This window comes from Thermaurantimonas sp., from assembly GCF_046299575.1.
In the GTDB taxonomy this organism is placed as follows: Bacteria; Bacteroidota; Bacteroidia; order Flavobacteriales; family Schleiferiaceae; genus Thermaurantimonas.
The window spans coordinates 268716-290567 of sequence record NZ_JBKBHX010000001.1 but is presented as its reverse complement, the minus strand read 5'-3'; the positions used below and the strand labels follow the sequence as shown (position 1 = coordinate 290567).

Genomic DNA, 21852 nt, shown 5'->3' with positions numbered 1-21852 from the left:
CCCGCGTGAGGTGCCCGGCGGGCGCGCGAAAGCGCGGTGCGAAGGCAGCGCTCTTCGCTGCCGAAGCACGGAAGCGAAGCGTACCCCAGAGGGGACCGACCCCTGACGAAGGCGCTGCAAGCACCTTGTCAGGGGGCACGCCCAAAAATGAAAAAATCAAAACTACATTAACACTGATTTTTAGAATGCAACTTAGCGAAGAGGGTTACATTCGCATTCCAAACCATTGGGATATGAAGCGATTTTTGCACTTGGGGATGGCTGTGACTCTGAGTGCACAGCTGATGCAATGTAAAACGGATACCAATACCTCTGAGAGTATGAACGACGATTTTCAGTGGGAGCTGGAGCGCTTTGCCGACATACGGATATTGCGCTATCAGATTCCTGATTTTGATAGCCTTAGCTTAAAGCAGAAACTGCTGGTATACTACCTGGTGCAGGCGGGCCTATCGGGGCGCGACATTATCTACGACCAGAATCACCGCTACAACCTGACGCTGCGCCACTGCTTTGACAAGATTATGACGGAGCTTGATGGGCGTGAGACAGGTCTGGAGTGGGATGCTTTCGAGGAATACGTGAAGCGCTTCTGGTTTGCCAATGGGGTACACCACCACTATTCGCATCAGAAATTTGAGCCGGGATTCAGCCGGGAGTACTTAGAAGGATTGCTGAAAAAGACCGGACAGTCGCTGCCGGCGGAGGTAATAGAGTTTATGTTTAATCCGGCGATCGAGGCCCGCAAGGTAGTGCGCGACGAGGGCAGCGACCCTGTGCTGGAGAGTGCGGTCAATTTTTATGATCCAGGCATTACGACGGCTGAGGCAGAGGCCTTTTACAACGCCATGCGAAAGCCGGGCGACTCAACGCCGATCTCCTACGGGCTGAACAGCAAACTGGTGCGCCTGCCCGACGGCAGACTGGCAGAGAAGGTCTGGAAAGTCGGAGGCATGTACGGCCCTGCGATAGAGCGCATCGTGTACTGGCTGGAAAAAGCTGTGGAAGTGGCCGAAAATCAGAAACAAGCCGATGCCCTGAAGCTTCTCATCGAATACTACCGAACCGGCGATCTGCGCACTTGGGATGCCTACAACATTGCCTGGGTGCAAGCTACTGAAGGGGTGATTGATTACATCAACTCCTTCATCGAGGTGTATAACGATCCGATCGGATATAAGGCCAACTACGAAACCATTGTGCAGATCGATGATTTTGAGGCGAGCCGTCGAATGCGAGTGCTGGCAGAGCATGCCGGATGGTTTGAAAGGCAGTCGCCCATTCAGCCCGAATACAAAAAGGAGAATGTGGTAGGCATATCGTACCGCGTGGTGAATGTAGCCGGTGAAGCCGGTGATGCTTCGCCAGCGACGCCCATTGGCGTGAATCTGCCAAATGCTGACTGGATCAGGGTGCGCTACGGCTCAAAATCGGTAAGCTTAGGCAATATCGAAGATGCCTACGACAAGGCCGGTGCGCGACCTATATTGGAGGAATTCTGTTTTACGACAGCCGAACTGGAGCGTGCCCTGAAGTATGGGGGAGTCGCCTCCAAACTACATACTGCACTGCATGAGGTGATCGGGCATGCCTCAGGAAAACCTAAAGAGGGTGTGACCAACGCCAAAGAGCGCCTGTCGAAGTACTACTCAACCATTGAAGAGGCCCGTGCCGACCTGGTAGCGCTGTACTTCATCACTGATCCATATCTGCGGGAGCTAGGCCTGGTGGAAAGCGAGGAAGTGGGCAAAGCCGAATACGACAGCTACATCCGCAATGGCCTGATGCTGCAATTGCGACGGCTCAAACCGGGTGAACAACTCGAAGAAGACCACATGCGCAACCGCCAGCTGGTGGCAAAGTGGGTATATGAAAAGGGAAAGCCTGACAATGTGATCGAGAGAAAAGTGGTGAATGGCAAGACGTACTACATCATAAATGACTACGACAAGCTCCGTGCACTCTTCGGAGAGCTGCTGCGCGAAGTGCAGCGCATCAAGAGCGAAGCTGACTATGAGGCTGCACGCAGGCTGGTGGAGGGCTATGGGGTGAAGGTAGATGCCGACCTTCACGCAGAGGTGCTTCGTCGTACTGAGGCCCTGAAGATTCCGCCATATGCAGGTTTTGTAAATCCCGAGCTGGTACCGGTGGAAAAAGACGGTCAGATCATCGATATACGTGTGGAGTATCCGACATCCTTTAAGCAGCAGATGCTCGACTACGGCCGTCGGTACAGCTTCCTGCCATTGATTAACTAAGATATGGCGCGCATCGCCATAGTGGGCAGCAGAGGCATACCGAATGCCTACGGCGGCTTTGAATGGCTAGCCGAGAAACTGGCCCCACATCTGGCAGATGCCGGCCATCAGGTGGCAGTGTGCCAGTCGTCACAGCATCCATATCGCGAGGCATCGTTAGGAAAAGTCCGGTTAATCCGATCCTATGACCCACCTATCGGTGCTGCGGGTCAGTTTGTGTATGATCTGTTTTCGATACTGCGCGTGCGCCGATGGAAGGCTGATGTAGTCTTGCTGCTGGGCTATACGAGTTCGGCCATATGGTCATTTCTGCTGCCAAAGTCAGCCCTCATACTGCAGCACATGGACGGAATGGAATGGCAGCGCGACAAATACAATAAAATCGCAAAAGCCTTTTTGCGCTGGAGCGAACAGATGGCTGTTCGGCATGCGGATGTGCTGATCGCTGATCATCCCGTGGTGAGGGATTATCTCTGCAGGAAGTATCCTATGAAGACGGTGACCTACATCGCTTATGGTGAGGACGAATCAACCGCTGAAAAACCGGTGGAGGGTCTTGAAGATGAGCACTTTGACCTGATCATGGCCCGTATGGAGCCTGAAAATCAGGTCGAAATGCTCATTGAAGGATGGCTTGCTGCCCGGATGACCCACTCTTTGGCCATAGCCGGCAGCTTGACCACAGGATATGCCCGAAGATTGGTCAGGAAGTACGGACAATACGAAGGAATTGTCTTTCTGGGGGGAGTCTTTGACAAGGCAAAGGCCCTGTGGCTGCGCCGGCACTGCCGCTACTATCTGCACGGACATAAGGCCGGTGGCACCAATCCTTCACTGATCCAAGTGCTCACACACCACAGGCGCGTATTGGTACATGCCAATGTGTATAATTTATATCTGGCTGAATGCTATGATTTAAAGTCGTTTGAAGACGTCCATACACTGGCAGCCCTTCTTCAGCAGGAACCAATCCAGGGCAATGAGCCACATCTTCGCCTGGAGCACAGATGGGAGGAGGTGTTCAGGAGGTATGAGGGATTATTTGGAAAATGTAAACACGGTTGTAATCCAAAGGGTAAGAATTTTGTCACCTGGAAAAAACGCTAAATACATGTTTTTACAACGCCGAAACCGCACCCTTCGCCGTAGTGCTGCCATCCGCAGCATGATGGAGGAAACTGTGCTGAGACCATCAGACTTCATCGTGCCCATGTTTATCATCGAAGGTGATAATGCAAGGGAAGAAATTTCATCTATGCCCGGATACTACCGGTTCACCCTCGATCTGGCTGTAGAAAAAGCGAAAGAATACTACCGTATGGGTCTGCGCTCTGTATTGCTTTTCATCAAATGTCCGGACGAGCTCAAGGACAATACCGGTCGCGAAGCACTTAATCCTGACGGACTGATGCAGCGCAGCATCAGAGCCATTAAAAGTGCCGTACCGGAGCTGGTCGTAATGACCGATGTAGCCCTGGATCCCTACAGCAGCTACGGGCATGACGGAATCGTGCAACATGGCGAGATTGTAAACGACGCCACTGTGGAAGTGTTGGCACAAATGGCCGTTTCACATGCGGAAGCTGGGGCTGACTTTGTGGCGCCCAGCGATATGATGGACGGTCGCATCGGTGCCATACGCGAGGAGCTGGAACGGGCCGGCCATACCCACACCGGCATACTGGCCTATTCAGCCAAATATGCATCCTGCTTCTACGGCCCCTTCCGCGATGCTCTGGACAGTGCTCCCGGCTTTGGCGACAAAAAGACCTACCAGATGAATCCGGCCAACCGCATTGAAGCCCTGCGCGAAGTGATGGACGACATAGCCGAGGGTGCTGACATCGTGATGGTAAAGCCCGCGATTCACTACCTTGACATCATCCGCGAGGTAAAAGACTCTGTGTCTGTGCCCGTAGCCGCCTACCATGTAAGTGGTGAATACAGCATGATCAAAGCCGCTGCAGCCAATGGCTGGCTCGACTACCGCTCTGCCGTGCTCGAAGCTACCCTTGCCATCAAGCGCGCCGGTGCTGACCTGATCGCCAGCTATTTCGCACCGGAGATTGTGGAGTGGATTTAGGGTTAAAGGTTTTTGAACTTTAACAAAAATTAAAACTTTTTCTGCTTCTAAATGCGATTTCAGCGATCAAAACTTGCCCTACCTTTAATTCGATTAGCGGATTTAAACGAGGAGATAAAGGATAGTAAGGAAACAAATAGAGTCTTTGGGTAAGTAGAAATAAAGAAAAATCCTAACTCCCCTTCAAAATTCCCTTATGTTTGTACACTTAACTTTTGTAGAAATTTCTCTCGTTCAATTTAATGAACTGGATTGACTGGCTCGTAGTCATCGCAAGCATTGGATTCATCGCTGGTTATGGCATTTGGCATACGCGTAGGGTAGGTTCTGCAACTGAATTTCTCAAAGGTGGCGACAATCGCTGGTGGAGTGTCGGACTTTCGGTGATGGCCACCCAGGCCAGTGCCATTACCTTTCTCTCGGCACCTGGCCTCGGATATGAAAGCGGATTGAAATTCGCGCAGTTTTATTTCGGGCTTCCTTTGGCTGTCTGGTTCATCAGCAGATTTTTCATTGATGAATATTACAGAAGTCGGGTAATCACTGCCTATGAATACCTGGAGCGGATCTTTGATCTCAGGGTGCGCCTTTTCACAGCCTTTTTGTTTTTACTGCAGAGGGGCATGGCAGCTGGCATCACCATCTATGCTCCTGCCATTGTACTCTGCGTGCTCTTTGGCTGGGATTTGACCTTTACCTGCATCGTAATCGGACTGGTGGTGATCGCCTACACTGTTTCGGGAGGAACAAGGGCTGTATCGGTAACCCACCGTTGGCAGATGGGGGTGATATTTTTGTCACTTTTCATTGTTTTCGGCATACTCATTTACCGCATAGCACAGCAAGCTGATATCGGTACACTCTGGATGGCTGCCCGCCTGACAGGTCGGCTCGATGTGCTCGACTGGCACTTCGATCTCAGCACCCGTTATACTGTATGGAGCGGTCTGTTGGGGGGATTTTTTCTATCGCTCAGTTACTTTGGCACAGATCAAAGCCAGGTGCAGCGCTATCTGGCAGGCACTGATGTGCGGATAGCGCGCCGGGGACTATATTTCAATGCCTTGCTAAAAATTCCAATGCAGCTTTTCATTCTACTTACAGGGGTAGTTGTATGGATGTACTTTCTTTCTGAAGGTCAGCCATTGGTCTTTAATCCATCTTTGAGAAGTGAAATTGCACAGATCAGTAATCCAAAATTTAAACAGCTTCACAGCGAATTTGATGCTTGCCAATCTTCTCTGAAGTCACTGCTCAGCAGAAAATCTTCTAAAACATCTCCCGGCGAAGTCAGCCTATTGGCTGGCGAACTTCATTCGATCCGTCAGCAGTACCTTCAGGCCTATACATGGAGTACAGGCAAAGAACCACCGAAAGATACAAATTTTATTTTCTTGCACTTCGTGGTGTACCATCTACCTCATGGCCTCATTGGCCTTGTAATTGTAATGGTGCTGTCAGCCGCAATGAGCAGTACAGCCGGCGAGCTCAATGCGCTGGCCACTACAACTATGGTAGACTATTTAGGCCGCCTGGGATGGGTGCGGCATGACAGCCGCTGGAATCTGCCGCTCACCCGATTGGTCACACTGCTCTGGGGTCTGCTGGCCATTGGCTTCTCAATTGCTGCCTCATTGTTTGACAATCTGATCGAAATGGTCAATATAATAGGTTCCTTGTTTTATGGTACCATTCTGGGCATATTTCTCGTCGCATTTTTTATTAGAAACACGAACTCCGGCTTTTTGCTTGGTTCAGCCATCGTCACTCAGAGTGGCATATTAGCTATTCATTTTACAAAAAACCATTTGCCCTGGCTACAGATTGAGTATTTGTGGTATAATCTGCTCGCAGCGGTGTGTCTTCTACTTGCCAATCTTTTAAAAGCATATTCCTCAGCTGCACGAAACTCTGACCGTAAAACATCGGAGTGAAACTCCTTTTAATCTTCGGCATATACACCCATTGAGGTGAATTTTTCTATCCGTTGGTTAATGCGCTCCTCCGGGGAAAGTTTTTCCAGTTCTTCAATGGCTGCCTTTATGTAGCGCTTTACGGTTTCAAAAGTTGCCTCCTGATCGGTATGTGCCCCACCGAGAGGTTCTGGTATGATGCCGTCGATCAGCTTGTGTTCAAGCATATCCTTTGCCGTGAGTTTGAGGGCTTCTGCAGCCTTCTCCTTAAAGTTCCAGCTCCTCCAGAGGATAGATGAACAGCTTTCCGGCGAAATGACGGAGTACCAGGTGTTTTCGAGCATATATACGCGGTCGCCCACGCCGATGCCAAGTGCACCTCCCGATGCCCCTTCGCCAATAATAATACAGATGATTGGCACCCTGAGCACGCTCATTTCCATCAGATTGCGCGCTATGGCCTCTCCTTGACCCCGTTCTTCGGCCTCTACACCCGGATAGGCGCCCGGAGTATCGATGATGGTAACCACCGGTTTGCCAAATTTTTCAGCCATTTTCATCAGGCGCAGGGCTTTGCGGTATCCTTCAGGATTTGCCATTCCGAAGTTTCTGTACTGGCGCATTTTGGTATTTATACCCTTTTGCTGGCCGATAAACATTACTCCGCGCCCGTCGAGTAGGCCCCATCCTCCTACCATTGCCTTGTCGTCTTTTACTCCGCGGTCGCCGTGCAGTTCCAGAAATCTGCCTCCCGTCAGGTAATTGATATACGCCAGCGTGTAGGGTCGGTTTGGATGTCGGCTGAGCTGTACGCGCTGCCAGGCCGTCAGATTTTCGTGTATATGTCTGCGGGTTTCGATGAGTCTTCGCTTCAGTTCGTCGATAGTAGCTGTCATATCCACTTTGGTCTCTTCCTGTAGCTGCAAGGTTTTCGCAATTTGCTCTTCTATTTCTTTTACGGGTTGTTCGAAGTCGAGATAATCCATACCGATTTAGGGTCATTTGAAAAAGTGGCGAAAGGTAAAAAAATACCCGTACACATTTTGAATCTTTGTTTTTCTATATAAGGCATTCTCGAATCAGTCGGAATTTCGATTTGTATAAAAAAATCTTTAAAAACTTGAATCACAGTACATTTAGATTGTCTTCTTATTAAAAATTGTGCACTTGATTGATTAAATAACAAAACATCGTTTTGCGCTCGTTTTACTAAGCACAATTTTTTAGTTCGAAGGATCAGAATACCCAACGGCCCAATTGAATTTTTTTTTTAAAATTCCTTGATCGAATTTCCATTGTTGTTAATGCGATTTTAATATTGTAATTCATTATACTGCTGATAGTTTAAAATATTGTAAATAAAATTAAATTCGGTTTACTCAAATAAATTAACAAGAAAAAACTTAAAAATATATTCCAAATCAACCGCAATCTTCAGGCAAGTAGGAACTAATAATCAGTATGTAATAAAAATGAAAAAATTTCAAAGAGAAAAAAGTTCGTAAAGAAAATCGAGGATTTTAACAAGTTTGCCATTGGAATACTATTTATCATTTTGTAACATTGAGCCAAAATTTTTCCTCATGAAAAAAGTTTACCTTTCGGCCTTCCTGGCCCTACTTTCATGGATACTACATGCGCAGCTCACAGGCATAAAAAACATACCGGGAGACTATGCCAACTTAGCAGCTGCTATTGCCGACCTAAATACAAATGGTGTCGGTACTGGTGGTGTAACTTTTAATGTCACAGCCAACCAGACTGCTCCTGCCGGGGGGTACGTAATCGGAGGTTCAGGTTCTGCGGTATTAACAACAGCAAGTGCATCGAATCCTATTATCTTCAATGGATTCGGAAACACCGTCACCGCTCCAAACCCTCAAGCCACCGGTTCACTTACTGATGCTATTTTTAAGTTAATTGGTGCTGACTTTGTCACCATCGAAAATTTTGTTCTTCAGGAGAATTCTGCCAACACGGTGAACACTCCAGCCACTAGCAACAATATGACAGAGTGGGGTATAGCCCTTCTCTATGTGACTACAACCGACGGCTGTCAAAATATCACAATAAAAAACAATACTATCTCCCTTAACCGCACTTACACGAATACTTTCGGTATTTATTCCAACTCCACCCACTCAGCTACGGCAGTTACAGTTTCAGCCACTGCTACCGGACCTACCGGTGGAAACCATAACCTGACAATAATCGGAAACACAATTTCAAATGTCAATCAAGGCATCGTGGTCATTGGCCCCACAGCCGCTGCCGACCAAAATACCGGAATGGTAATCGGTGGGTCTGCCGCAAATGGCAATACCATAAACAACTATGGAACTGCTGCTCAGCTCACATCCTTTAACCTGGTAAGCGGTACGATGAATGGCATCCACGTGCGCAATACCAATGGCTACACCATTAGCCACAACAGCATCGAAAGCTCTACTGCCGTATCTTCCGGTACGGTACGTGGGATATTTGCAATGGCCAATTCATCTGCACCTATCGGCACTTTTACAAACAACATTAACAACAACTCCATTGCTGTTCGAGGCACCGGAGCTGCAATTTTACAAGGAATAAATTGTGAGGCTACGACTGCCACAGCAACTTCTACTTTAAACATAAACAATAACAACTTTACTTCTCTTTTTGGGCACACGGGTACAGCTTCCGGTGCGGTAACTTACATCATCAATGCAGGTACCCACCTCAACCAGAGCATCAGCGACAATACTTTTACTAACCAAACATTAGTAACAACAGGCTCCGTTACATTAATTTCTAATTCAAACACATTGCCGAGTGGTGGTACAAAAAATGTCAATAACAACTCAATAGTTACTGGCTTTAATAAGACTGGTGCAGGGGGTACTGTTACTCTGATTTTTGATAATTCAGTAGATCCTACAGGTACTACCAATAACATGAATGGTAATACCTTTTCAAATATTTCCATTACAGGTGCCACTACATTTGTGGGTATTCAAAACACCAATGGTGGCTCTCCTACGAAAAACGTAAACAACAACGTAATCTCCAACATCACTGGCGGCTCATCTGCCATCACCCTAATTAGTATCAATTTCGACGGAGGTACCACCACTGTTTCCAACAATCAGGTTCATACCGTCACAAGCTCAGGAGCTATAACGGGTATTTCTTTTGGTACAACAGGTGCTGGTACTACCAACTGTTTTCTCAACACGATACACTCTCTCTCAAGCACGGGTAATGCAACGGTAACGGCCTTAGCACTAAGCGGTACAACTACGTCCGGCGTCAGAAATGCATACCGAAATAAGATTTATGACATTACGGTTAATAATTCTGGTGCTTCCGCTTTAGTAAATGGTATTCTTATTTCCGGAGGATTTAATGTAAATGTGTACAACAATCTGGTCGGGAATCTCTTCGCCCCTGCCTCCAACGTAGCAGATGCTATCCGAGGGATCAGCATTACATCTGCCTCTACGAATACCACATACAACGTAATCTACAATACCGTATTTATTCAGGCCACTTCTACAGGAACGACTTTTGGTACTACCGGTATCTTCCACGCTGCAAATGCAACTGCGACGACGGCCACATTAAACCTGCGAAACAACATCATCGTCAATAAATCCACACCTAATGGTACAGGTCTTACCGTAGCCTTCAGAAGAAGTGCAGGAACGGCAAATACGCTGAACAACTACGCGTCTACATCAAATAATAACCTATTTTATGCGGGTACACCTGGTCCGAATAACCTAATTTATGCCGACGGCACCAGTACAGCCACCACTCTGAGTGCATATAAGTCTGGAGTTTTTACAGCTGGTACGGTGGCACCTCGAGATAATCTGAGTGTCACAGAAGATGTTACCTTTGTAAGTACTGTAGGATCGAGTACAGATTTTCTAACAATTGATGCGACAGTGCCCACCCAGATAGAAAGTGGTGCGGCTCCGATTACCTCACCATTTGCCATCACTACCGATTTTAATGATGCTACTCGCAGTGCTACCACACCAGATATCGGAGCTTTTGAAGGATCATACACACTTCTTGATCTTACTCCGCCATCTATTTCCTATTTTTTAATATCCAACGGTATAGTCGCTTCTACAAGAGTACTAACTGGCTTTGCCACCATCACCGATGTGAGTGGTGTAAATACTACTGCAGGTACACGTCCGAGAATTTACTACAAAAAATCCACAGATCCTGTAAATGACTTCAATGACAATACTTCTGCCACCCAGGGCTGGAAATTCGCCGAGGCTTCCAATACCTCTTCGCCCTTTGACTTCACCATCGACTATACTCGGCTCTTTGGCGGCAGTGTGTCGGTAGGTGATGTGATTCAGTACTTTGTGGTGGCGCAGGACCTGGCTCCTACACCGAATGTCGGCATCAATTCCGGTACGTTTGCAAGCACACCTACATCGGTAGCGCTCGTGTCAGCTAATTTTCCGATTACGGGTACCATCAATTCCTATAACATTGTTACACCGCTTTCTGGTACAGTGACAGTTGGTACCGGAGGCACATATCCGACCCTTACAGGCACCGGAGGTTTATTTGAGGCAATAAATAATTCAGCACTCAACGGAGACCTCATTGCTGAGGTACTTTCAGATATTACCGAACCCGGTACGGTTGCTTTAAACAACATTGGAGAAGTTCCTCCCGGAGGTTATACAGTTACCATCAGACCGGATAATAACGTAGTTCGCAACATAACCGGTAACCTTGCCAACGGACTGATCCGCCTCAACGGTGCTGACCGTGTGATCATCGACGGACGCTACAGCGGTAGTGGTCAGTTTCTCCGGTTTGTTAATTCTAACAATTCTTCAACAGCAGCAGTTATATGGATGATTTCACCCACCGCAGGAAATGGTGCATCCAACAATGTGGTTCGAAACTGCATTGTAGAAGGGGGTTTTGCCACAGGTACTCTTGCCGGAGTCATTTCCAGCGGACCTACCTTGGGAGGAGTTGGTGCAGAACAAAACTCCAACAACCTCGTCACAGAAAATACCTTCCGCAAACTTCAACATGCTGTAGCATTTGTTGGTCCAACTTCCGGAGATAACAACAACGTAATTTCCAAAAATACCATCGGAGGAACTACCACCGCGGATACTATCGGATTTATTGGAATCTTTGTCTCCAATCAAAACAATGTGCTTGTCACCGAAAACGATATCGTATCCATTGAGGCTAATGCCGGAAATAACAACCCGGCAGGTATCACAGTGGCCGGAGCACATTCAGGTGGGGCAATTAGCCGCAATATTGTACGAAATGTGTATAATTTTAATACAGGTCAGTGGGGCGCAAGCGGAATTCATCTCTCTTCTTCATCTTCATCCACCAACCTAATTATCGCAAACAATGTAATAACGAATATCCGAGGTTTAGGTTGGCCTAGCAATCAAACTGATAACGGTATTGGTATAAGAATTTCGGCTGGTGGTGGTTACACAATAGCCTTTAATTCCATCAACCTGAATCTGAATCAGCCTACAGCTGCAAACTCTCATGCCATTTTCTCAAATACTTCGACGACAAATAACACCTTAATTAATAATGTCATTGCCAATACTCAAACAACAGGATCCCGCTGGGCAGTATATATAAATACCAGTACCAATCCGTTTTCGACTATTAATTTTAATAATTACTTTTCAACACAGAATGTAGGATTTTTGTCATCCAACAGAGCTACACTGGCTGACTGGCGCACAGCTACCGGTCAGGACCAGCTCTCCATCAGCCGAAATCCCAACTTCACCTCCGCTACCAACCTTCTGCCCACCGACTTCAACGGCTACTTTGCGCAGCCGGTCAGCGGTATCACTACGGACTTCACCGGAGCCACACGCAGTACCGTGGCACCGGCAAAGGGAGCTTTTGAAGGTCCGGTACCCGGTGTTTGGCTCGGCGGAACATCTAGCTGGACCAGTGGCACCAACTGGGCCGACGGAAATGTGCCGACTGCTACTACTTTGGTAGCCATACTGAATTCTACCGTTACACAGCCGGTGATTACTACTTCGGTTACAAATACGGAAATGCTGGCAGTTGCATCGGGTTGTACTCTTACAGTAGGTAACGGTGGTGCACTGACTGCTGACTCTCTCAGACTCTTTGGAAATATTACACTTGATGCCTCCGCTTCAGGCTATGGCTCACTCATCGAGGGCAATGTGATCGGCTCCGGAACCATCAGCCGACGTATGTATCTGAATGCCTCAAGCGGACCTAACAACGGTCGCTGGTACACCATCGGCTCACCCTTTGCCGTGCCGATCAATCAGCTGCACGACGGCACCAGTGAGTTTAATGTAACCAACGCTATCGAATCTCCCTTCCGACTGTGGAATGCCGGCACGGGCGATTATGAATTGCCCACCGGCCCGACGATGAACTTCGAGCGCGGCCGAGGCTATGTGGCATTCTTTGGCGAATTTGTAGGCAGTACCTTCATCCGTCCGGTGCCGGGCAACATCACCGTGACCGGAAACTACGGAAGTGCAGCAAACCTGACCCGCCTTTTAGGATATACGGCAGCTCCGACCTTCCCCACCATCGACGGCCCCACCGACGGCTGGAACCTTCTGTCCAATCCCTACCTGACATCTTATGACTGGAATGGTCAGACACTCGGCCCCAACACAGGTGCTGCCATTTATGTGCGAAACGCGGCCAATACCGGATGGGTAACCTGGAATACCAGCGAAACATCAAACCGCCGGTACATACCGCCCATGCAGGGCTTCTGGATCAGAACTACTGCTTCTGAAAACCTGACCTTTGACATTGCTCAGCGCAGCACTAACAGCACCCAGGTCATCGAAAAGCCTTCAGCACAAGAACTGCTCACCCGCATAAAGGTGACCAATACTGCTACAGGCCACGACGATCGTGCTGTGATTAGCTTCCACACAAATGGAACAAACGGATTTGACCGGCTGCTCGACGGTTATAAGCTGCGCAACGACGCCGGCATGCACAATGTGTACAGCCGTAGCCAGAATATGTCGCTGGCGATGAACTATCTGCCCTCATTCAGCGGCTCGGCCAGTGTGCCTGTGTGGTTTGAAAACGACCAGCCGGGCAGCTACACCTTTAGCATCAACCGCGACGACATCGATCCGAATGTCGAAATCACCCTGGAAGACAAGCAGACCAATACGACCTTCACCTTCCAGAGCAGCCAGAGCGTATATGCCTTCACCCACACCCCGCAGATGAGTAAGGATCGCTTTATACTGCACTATAATCAGATTAACGTAGGCCAGGATGAGATTACCTCTCGTGGCGGCATCAAAGGCCTTCAGGCCTGGTATTTCGACGGTCGAATCAACCTGAAATCACTGGGCTTCCACGGCCCTGTGACAGCGCGCCTGGTGGACGTAAGCGGCAAACGCATAGCTGAAGAAGTGCTGACCATCAGCACAGGTGAACTTACCCGCTGGAATGTACCGGGCCTGAAGCCGGGCGTGTATATGGTACAGCTCATCACCCGCGAAGGACAGACGACCGTGAAGTTTGTGTACTAACCTAAAATATTGAACGTCATGAAAAAGTTAGCTTTTGCTCTGGTAGCTCTGATGCCCGCCCTTCTTATGGCTCAGCCCGGTATGCCTAACAACCCGACGCCTATTAATGGCCTCATAGGCATATTGATAGCCGCCGGAGTGACGTATGGCATCAGCGAGTATGCCCGCCGTCGTCGCAATCAAGACTAAGCATACAATACACGAATAAGCTTTTACCATCATCCCACCTTTGGCTAAGGCTAAGGGTGGGTTTTTTATTGCCGTTGATACTTGAGGATCTACCCAACAAAATATCCCGGATTTTTTTATGAAATACTTTAGGGGATTGAGATTAAACTTTGACAGTAACTAAAACAAAAAACTTTTTTCTGCGCTTTTAAGCGAGTTCTGCAGGAGAAATGTGTTAAGGATTGTTGGACCGAAACTAAAACATCCACTTGAACTAAAACCAATACTTTTTTCTGCGCCAATCTGCGAGATCTGGAGAAAATATCAATATCAGATTTTACCTCTTACTTGCTCTTTCGAAAGTCCGTCGTCAATACAAAAATGCTGGATAAACTGGGCATAAAACTGTATAGCTGCCAAGTAATCTGCTATGCTCACCCGCTCATTGATGCCGTGAATGCGCGATAAATCATCAGAGCGCAGCAAAATCGGATTGAACCGATATACATGCGAACTTATTCTGGTGAAATGACGCGCATCCGTAGCCCCCAGTACCAAATAAGGCGACACAATTGCCTCTGTAAAAGTTGTTTTCACTACCCCTGCCAATTGACGAAAAACCAGATCATCGTAGGGCGATGCCTTGCTGCCGGGTGTGTATGGAGCATCTTTTACAGGGCGGATGAATATGGTGCTGTCGGCTACTATTGAGCGCAATCGGCTGATGATCATGCTGTCTGTATGGCCCGGCAAAAGTCGGAAATTGTACACTGCCCGCGCAAAGTTGGGCACTACATTGTCTTTCATCCCACCGCTAACGATGGTAGGTACTTGTGTGGTACGAAGCATGGCCGCTCCCTGAGCTGACTTTGAAAACGTCTTAAAAATCAAAGGCTTAAAAAGCCACGTGTTTGCAAAGGCCATATTTGCCGGAAACTGCATATAAGGCCCCATACATTCGATAAATCCCTTTACCGGGTCTGAAATTTCAAAAGGCATCGGTTGTTCGTTGATCCGATGCATGGCTTCTGTTAAAACAGTGAGCGTATTGTTCCACTCTGGCATAGATGAGTGCCCACCAGCACCTTTTGCCAGGAGTTCGACGCTCAGATAGCCTTTTTCTGCTGTGCCAATCAGCGCGGTTGTCTTTTCCACTCCGGGAACAAGCCCCTGACCTAACGTGCCTCCTTCGTCGAGTACCAGGGCAGGGCGAATGTTGCGCTTCTCAAGCAGTTTTACCACGTGCACTGCGCCGTCGTCACCGCCGATTTCTTCGTCGTGGCCAAGAGAGATAAGTAGCGTTCGTTTCGGACGGATACCGTAGGCAAGCAAATTTTCCACAGTTTCAAGTATGGCGATACAGGGAGTTTTGTTGTCAATAGCACCGCGTCCATACACGTAGCCATTCAAGGTATCGCCTGAAAACGGAGGCGCATCCCATCGGTCGAGCGTTGTGGCCTCTACTGGTACGACATCGTAATGGCCCATCAACACAATGGGGTCAAGGTTGGTATCGGTTCCTTGCCAGGTGAAGAGTAAAGTAAAATCGTTGACAGTATCGACCTTCAGCTCATTGAATATTCTTGGAAAGCTCTTGCCAAGAAAAGTAAGGAATCCCTGAAAAGCATCGAGGTCCATCATCTCTCTTCGGTGGCTGATGGTGGGGTAGGTGAGGGCTTCTCTGAGCTTACTGATGGCTGCTTCAGCGTCTATTTTCCACTCCACCGGGGCGGTGGATGCAGCAATGTCATCTAATGGTGAGCGAAAGCGCAAGGTGCGCCAGAAAACTACACTTGCTAATAAAATGACTAAAAGAAGAAGAATGAGCAGCAGCTTTTTCATTTCTTACAAGCTGTACAAAATTCCTAAATATTCGTGTAAAGCCGTTTCTGAAATGCGCAGGTTGTTGGCCGATGGCAGGATGTCAGAAACCCAGAATTTTCCGGGTTTTATTCGAAAGTCGGTGGGTGCAGGTATCACGTCGATGCCGAGTTTTCTGAAGTTACGCACTGCGCGCGGCATATGCCAGGCACTGGTTACCAGCACTACGGGCTTTTTTGTGCCGAATTGAAGCTTAAAAACTTCAGCCTCTTGCCGCGTATCCATAGATTCGTATTGAATTTTAATGCGGTCTTTCGGGAAGTAATCTTTTACTATAGCCATTCCGTAATCAGCCACATCACAAGTGCCACGCCAGCTGGTTCCGCTAAGTACGATGGTGGTATTGGGGTACATCTGAGCAATGCGAATACTTTCAAACACCCGTCTCAACGCGCTTTCGTCGAGTCGCTCGTATTCGCTGTGGCCTGAAGTATTGCAGCCGCCACCAAGCACCAGTACGTAGGCATCTTGTTTGTCTTCGGGCAGTGCCTGGAAGGTTTCATACTGATTTTCTAAAGGCTTCATCAGCAGCCACGCACCCGGCCGCGTACTTACCAGCCAAAAGAACATAACCAGCCAAAAAACCCATTTGCGTGCTCCTCTGAAGTTGCGAAGGCTGAAAACAGAGAAGATGAGCAGCAGAATCCCCAAAAGAGGGGTAAGCATCAGAAAGGCTTTTATAAATTTTTTGACAAACATGTGTGAATGCGCTTAATCCATCACAAACGTAAAAGATTTTTTGATGTAATACATCGGACAAACCGGATATTTGAGCAAACCAAAAATTCATGCGACTCAGACGTATGCCTCGGCTGGTCAGTTTTTTACTAAGCCAAACCATCACCAAACTACCTCGGGAGGATAATAAAGTGGTCTATCTGACCTTCGACGATGGCCCTCATCCAGAGATCACCCCTTGGGTAATGGAGCAATTGGCCCGCTATAAGGCAGGGGGCACTTTTTTCCTCATCGGGCAAAACATGGAAAAATATCCCGCACTGTCCGTTGATTGGTACACATCATTAGGCCATAGCGTAGGGCATCATACATACAATCACCTCAACGGACTCAAAACCAATAATAAAGAATATTTTGAAAATGTAGAAAAATGTGCCCGAATGGTCGGCACATCGATCTTCAGACCACCTTACGGAAAACTGAAACCCTCCCAGTACCGATTTCTGTCGAAAAAGTATCAGATTGTGCTCTGGCATCTGGTGACCTATGATTTTGACAAGACAGTAACCCCCAAAAGCATTGTAGAGCATGTATCGCTAAATGCCGAAAACGGTTCCATCATCGTCTTTCACGACTCCGAAAAGGCTTTTAAAAATTTATCCAAATCCCTTCCTGAAGTCCTTGGCATTCTGCATGATAAAGGGTTTGCCTTTGATGTATTGAAAAATACTTTTGCTCAAAAAAATGAAAAATGAGCCTACTAAGAGTGCTTCTTGTTGTTTCTATGGTATTATTCTCCATCCAATCCTTCCCGCAATCAAGCGTGTCAAGAAATGAGCCTATAACCAACCTGGTGCAGGCCAAAAGGATTTTCAACCAATTTTTCCAGGATCAAAATGTGTCCATCGACGACTACGGAAATGTGTACCTCGGAGGTGGAACAGGAGGTGATGGCCATTGCTATTTCAGATTGACAGATGTTGATTTCGATCTTGAAGAACGCCCTCAAGAGCCCGGGTGTGCCGATATTTGTGATGAGCGGGTTTTCTTTCACATCAAATGCCGCAGATCGGCTTGCATCAGAGATCCCTGGATGGAAAATAATTTTTATGAATCAAAAAATTCGGTCGAGGAACTTATTGAGCTGCATCCGGAATGCTCCACAATGATGTTTTACGGTGATGTGAAGGCAGGAAGAGCCGCTTTTGAAGCATTGAAACGCGTCAAGGAATTTTTTCACAGAGAGGCTTGCAATGCCCGATAAAAAAACCTGTCACCTAATAATGGTGACAGGTTTTGGCTGAGTAGAGTTTCAGGTATTTTATTCTTCAGTGATTTCGGGCACTTCTATGTTGGTAAAGACAAAGTCACTACCATCGTGGTCGAGCAGGATTACGCTTTCGGGTGTGACGCGGCCGGCCAGAATTTCCTTACTGAGCTGATTGAGCACGCGCTTCTGAATGACGCGTTTTACAGGTCTGGCACCAAATTGCGGGTCGTAGCCCACATCAGCCAGATAATTGACAGCGGCATCGGTATATTCCAGAGTAATGTGCTGCTGCTCAAGTACTTTTTTCACCTCGTTGAGCCGCAGGCGCACGATGTCGGTCATTTGTTCGCGGCTGAGCGGTGCAAACATGATGACTTCGTCAATGCGGTTCAGGAATTCGGGTCGAATGTTGCGTTTGAGGAGTTCGAAGACCTCATCGCGCAGTTGCTCGAGTATGATTTCCCGGTTGCTTTGGGCCATATCTTCCATACGCTCCTGTATGAGGTGTGAGCCCATATTGGAGGTCATGATGATGATGGTGTTTTTGAAGTTTACGGTTCGACCTTTTGAATCGGTAAGACGGCCGTCGTCTAGCACCTGCAGCAGGATGTTGAATACATCGGGATGAGCCTTTTCGATCTCATCGAGCAGTACGATGCTGTAAGGGCGATGGCGTACGGCCTCGGTGAGCTGACCACCTTCATCGTATCCTACATAACCCGGAGGCGCACCGATCAGTCGGCTAACGGTATGGCGCTCCTGGTATTCGCTCATATCGAGCCGCACCATGGCCTTTTCATCGTTGAAGAGGATTTCGGCAAGGGCACGGGCTAGCTCGGTCTTACCCACTCCGGTTGTACCGAGGAAGATAAATGAACCGATCGGACGGCGCGGATCTTGCAATCCGGCACGGCTACGTCGTATGGCATCGGCCACGGCAGCGATGGCTTCGTCCTGACCCACTACGCGCTTGTGGAGTTCTTCTTCCAAACGAAGGAGTTTTTCTCGTTCGCTCTCCAGCATCTTCGAAACAGGTATTCCGGTCCAGCGCGAAACCACTTCTGCTATCTCCTGAGCATCGACTTCTTCTTTGATGAATCGGTTACCTTGCTCATTGAGTCTGCGCTCTGCTTCTCTGAGTTGGTTTTCTACTTCCTTTATCCGGCCATAGCGGATTTCGGCTACCCGGCCATAGTCGCCGGCTCGTTCAGCAGCTTCGGCCTGAATGCGGAGGTCTTCGAGCTGTTTTTTCAGACCTTGCATGTGTTCGATGGCTTCTTTTTCGCGCATCCAGGCGGCATTGAGGGCTGAGCGCTTTTCGTTGAGCTCGGCCAGTTCTTCGCGGATCAGGGAAATTCGGCGTTCATCGTTTTCGCGTTTCATAGCTTCCAGCTCGATTTCGAGCTGACGGATTTTGCGGTCGAGGTCGTCGATTTCTTCCGGTTTGCTGTTGATCTGCATGCGAAGGCGCGAAGCAGCCTCATCCATCAGGTCGATGGCTTTGTCGGGCAAAAACCGGTCGGTGATGTAGCGTGTTGAAAGTTCCACAGCTGCAACGATAGCCTCGTCCTTAATGCGCACCTTGTGGTGCATTTCATAGCGGTCTTTTATACCGCGCAGGATGGCTATAGCATCTTCGGGTTGTGGTTCATCGACCAGCACCTTCTGAAACCTGCGCTCAAGAGCTTTGTCTTTTTCGAAATACTTCTGATATTCACCTAAGGTAGTAGCACCGATGGCGCGCAATTCACCACGGGCGAGGGCCGGTTTCAAAATGTTGGCAGCATCCATAGCTCCTTCGCCACCGCCGGCACCTACGAGGGTGTGAATTTCGTCAATAAAAAGCACGATCTGACCCTCACTTTGGGTCACTTCTTTCACAACGGCCTTCAGGCGCTCTTCGAATTCCCCTTTGTACTTAGCGCCGGCAATTAGGGCCCCCATATCAAGGGCATAGATGACTTTATCTTTCAGGTTTTCAGGCACGTCACCGTTGATGATGCGGTGAGCCATGCCCTCTACAATGGCTGTTTTACCCACGCCTGGTTCACCGATCAGGATGGGGTTGTTTTTTGTCCGGCGGGAGAGGATTTGCAACACACGCCGGATCTCCTCATCGCGGCCAATGACCGGGTCGAGCTTGTTTTCGCGGGCCAATGCATTGAGGTTTTTGGCGTATTTGCTAAGGGCATTGTGCGTGTCTTCGATACTGGCTGAGGTAGCTTTGCTACCACCGCGTACCGCCTGAATGGTACGTAAAAGGTCTTTTTCCGTCACACCGGCATCTTTCAGTATACGAGCAGCAGTATCGTTGCTTTTTACAATGCCAAGCAGCAGGTGTTCGAGGGTCACATATTCATCGCCCATTTCCTTGGCTGCCTTAGTAGCATAATTTAATGCATCCGAAATGGAGCGGCTGAAGTACACATCGCCACCCTGCACCTTGGGTATGCTATCAAGAGTACGACGAACAGCCTGTTCTACGGTAGCTACAGGCACACTCATCTTGCCGAGCAGCGACTTAGTAAAGCCACTCTCCTCCTCCAGCATGGCCTGAAGCAAGTGTATGTTGTCGATTGCCTGATGGGAGCGCTCAGAGGCTATGTTTCGTGCCTCCTGGAGCACCTCCTGAGATTTTATGGTAAAATTGCTGAGATTCATGATTTGAAATTTTTCGATATTGTTTAAACAAGAAATTATCCAACGCTTAATATACGCCAAAATGACTGCTCTTTTTATAAAAAAAGTAATATGGTGTGTCATTTTGGCATTCAATAAAGTTTATTTGTTGTAAGAAATTATTTTCTCTGGTCATTTGAATTTAGCTGACAAACAGAAGTTAGCCCTAAATTTTAAAGTAATAATGAAATGTAATTCGAAAGATTTTTGAAGTCAGATATTATCTGAGGAAGCTAAAAGTGTTTTGAAGGAGAAGATATTTGATTTATTCACAAAATGCACAATTCAAAAATGGAAGCTGATAATAAGCATCTTTTAAAATTTCTCCTTTAATTTTTTTAAAAACTCCTAATTATTTTGTTTGAATCAACAGGTATAAATACCTGACTAAATGTGAATAAAAATTATGTAAAAAACTGAAATACAATTTGTAAATATATATTCATCCGCAAATTAAATTAGGATAAGTAATGTAATTAATTTCTTAAGAATTAAAATTCTAAAGACAGCTTTCAAACGGCAAAAGGTAAATTAAATTATTATTTCTGATTATCTTTGAAAATTATTAAGGTATTACACGTGAAAAAAATTGCATCCTTTTTATTATTTCTTCTGCTTCATTTTTACGCTAATGCTCAATTCAACACCTTCGTCACAGTACCGCCCTTATCCGGCGGTGGTAATACGTTAGGCGGAATATGCTTTAATCTGACCACAAATAAGCCCATCATAGTGGACAGTTTGCTGAGTTCGTTCAGCACTTCGGCGGGTGTAGCAACTATTTGGTACCGACCTCAGAAGATCAACGGTCAACCGGCGGGCATCAATGCTGCCAACGGTTGGATACAGTTAGGTCAATCGGGGACTTTTAATGGAATCAGCCCCTCTTCCACACAGCCCATTCCCCAGGTGGTACCGGCATCGGTGGGGGTGATCATGCAACCGGGCGATACATTTGGATTTGCCATTCATTGGACGGGAAATGTTTTTTCTACCACTAATACAAATATTCCAACTTTCACCGATGGCACTGTAACCATCATCGTAGATGCCTCAAGCGCATTTACTTTTAATCCTGGTCAAACTTCCTTTTTCAATCCCCGTCAGCTCAACGGAGGGGTTATGTACCGCTTGTTGGCTAAAGCTCCTAATGACGCAGGCGTGGCATCTATTGACTCCCCACAGGTATTCTGTCCTGGAATTCGCAATGTGCGGGCTACAATTGCAAATTACGGCAATAATGTCATCAATAATGTGACGGTCAATTGGAGCGTCAACGGAATGCTTCAGACTCCTGTAACAGTCAATACACCCATAGATACTTTAGGAGGCTCGGGAGCCAGCAGTCTGTAGGTATTGT

General features: G+C 47.6%; 13 protein-coding genes. 9 read left to right on the top strand and 4 right to left on the bottom strand.

What is annotated here, in order from left to right:
* Positions 1-233: 233 nt before the first annotated feature.
* The 4 genes from ACK4EX_RS01155 (at position 234) to ACK4EX_RS01140 (ending at position 6275) form a co-directional block, all read left to right on the top strand.
* Positions 234-2258 carry a dipeptidyl-peptidase 3 family protein gene (locus ACK4EX_RS01155; protein ID WP_409769403.1) on the top strand — a complete coding sequence of 675 codons (2025 nt, stop codon included), beginning with the start codon at positions 234-236 and terminating at the stop codon, positions 2256-2258.
* A 3-nt stretch (positions 2259-2261) separates the two neighbouring features.
* Entirely contained in the window at positions 2262-3365 is a 1104-nt protein-coding gene (locus ACK4EX_RS01150; protein WP_409768939.1) for a DUF1972 domain-containing protein, read from the top strand.
* A 4-nt stretch (positions 3366-3369) separates the two neighbouring features.
* A complete protein-coding gene (hemB, locus tag ACK4EX_RS01145) occupies positions 3370-4341 on the top strand; it encodes a porphobilinogen synthase (RefSeq protein ID WP_409768937.1) in 972 nt (323 codons plus the stop codon).
* A 242-nt stretch (positions 4342-4583) separates the two neighbouring features.
* A complete protein-coding gene (locus ACK4EX_RS01140; RefSeq protein WP_409768935.1) occupies positions 4584-6275 on the top strand; it encodes a sodium:solute symporter in 1692 nt (563 codons plus the stop codon).
* Between the two features lie 8 nt (positions 6276-6283).
* On the opposite strand, the gene ACK4EX_RS01135 is transcribed toward ACK4EX_RS01140, so the two are convergent.
* Positions 6284-7240, bottom strand: a complete 957-nt coding sequence (locus tag ACK4EX_RS01135; RefSeq protein WP_409768933.1) for an acetyl-CoA carboxylase carboxyltransferase subunit alpha — start codon at positions 7238-7240, stop codon at positions 6284-6286.
* 597 nt (positions 7241-7837) lie between these two features.
* Here ACK4EX_RS01135 and ACK4EX_RS01130 point away from each other — a divergent pair.
* Together ACK4EX_RS01130 and ACK4EX_RS01125 are read left to right on the top strand one after the other, a co-directional pair.
* Positions 7838-13816, top strand: a complete 5979-nt coding sequence (locus ACK4EX_RS01130) for a beta strand repeat-containing protein (protein WP_409768931.1) — start codon at positions 7838-7840, stop codon at positions 13814-13816.
* Positions 13817-13834: 18 nt separating this feature from the next.
* Positions 13835-14005 carry a PID-CTERM protein-sorting domain-containing protein gene (locus ACK4EX_RS01125; RefSeq protein WP_409768929.1) on the top strand — a complete coding sequence of 57 codons (171 nt, stop codon included), beginning with the start codon at positions 13835-13837 and terminating at the stop codon, positions 14003-14005.
* A gap of 309 nt (positions 14006-14314) precedes the next feature.
* Here the strand turns inward: ACK4EX_RS01125 and ACK4EX_RS01120 are convergent, their stop codons facing one another.
* Both ACK4EX_RS01120 and ACK4EX_RS01115 read right to left on the bottom strand, forming a co-directional pair.
* Positions 14315-15826: a M20/M25/M40 family metallo-hydrolase gene (locus tag ACK4EX_RS01120; protein ID WP_409768927.1), complete on the bottom strand. Its 1512-nt coding sequence runs from the start codon at positions 15824-15826 to the stop codon at positions 14315-14317.
* 3 nt (positions 15827-15829) lie between these two features.
* Positions 15830-16564: a YdcF family protein gene (locus tag ACK4EX_RS01115; protein ID WP_409768925.1), complete on the bottom strand. Its 735-nt coding sequence runs from the start codon at positions 16562-16564 to the stop codon at positions 15830-15832.
* Positions 16565-16653: 89 nt separating this feature from the next.
* Between ACK4EX_RS01115 and ACK4EX_RS01110 the strand changes: the two genes are divergently transcribed.
* Positions 16654-17298, top strand: coding sequence for a polysaccharide deacetylase family protein (locus ACK4EX_RS01110; RefSeq protein ID WP_409768923.1), 645 nt, complete (start codon positions 16654-16656; stop codon positions 17296-17298).
* On the top strand, positions 17295-17807 hold the full coding sequence (locus ACK4EX_RS01105; RefSeq protein WP_409768921.1) for a hypothetical protein: 513 nt from the start codon (positions 17295-17297) through the stop codon (positions 17805-17807). The genes ACK4EX_RS01110 and ACK4EX_RS01105 overlap by 4 nt, the downstream gene beginning before the upstream one ends.
* Positions 17808-17864: 57 nt before the next feature.
* Here ACK4EX_RS01105 and clpB read toward each other — a convergent pair whose 3' ends face one another.
* Entirely contained in the window at positions 17865-20474 is a 2610-nt protein-coding gene (clpB, locus tag ACK4EX_RS01100) for an ATP-dependent chaperone ClpB (RefSeq protein WP_409768919.1), read from the bottom strand.
* A 597-nt stretch (positions 20475-21071) separates the two neighbouring features.
* Here clpB and ACK4EX_RS01095 point away from each other — a divergent pair.
* The gene (locus tag ACK4EX_RS01095; protein ID WP_409768917.1) at positions 21072-21845 is read left to right on the top strand and encodes a hypothetical protein; all 774 of its coding nucleotides are present in this window, start codon (positions 21072-21074) and stop codon (positions 21843-21845) included.
* The last annotated feature ends 7 nt before the right edge of the window (positions 21846-21852 follow it).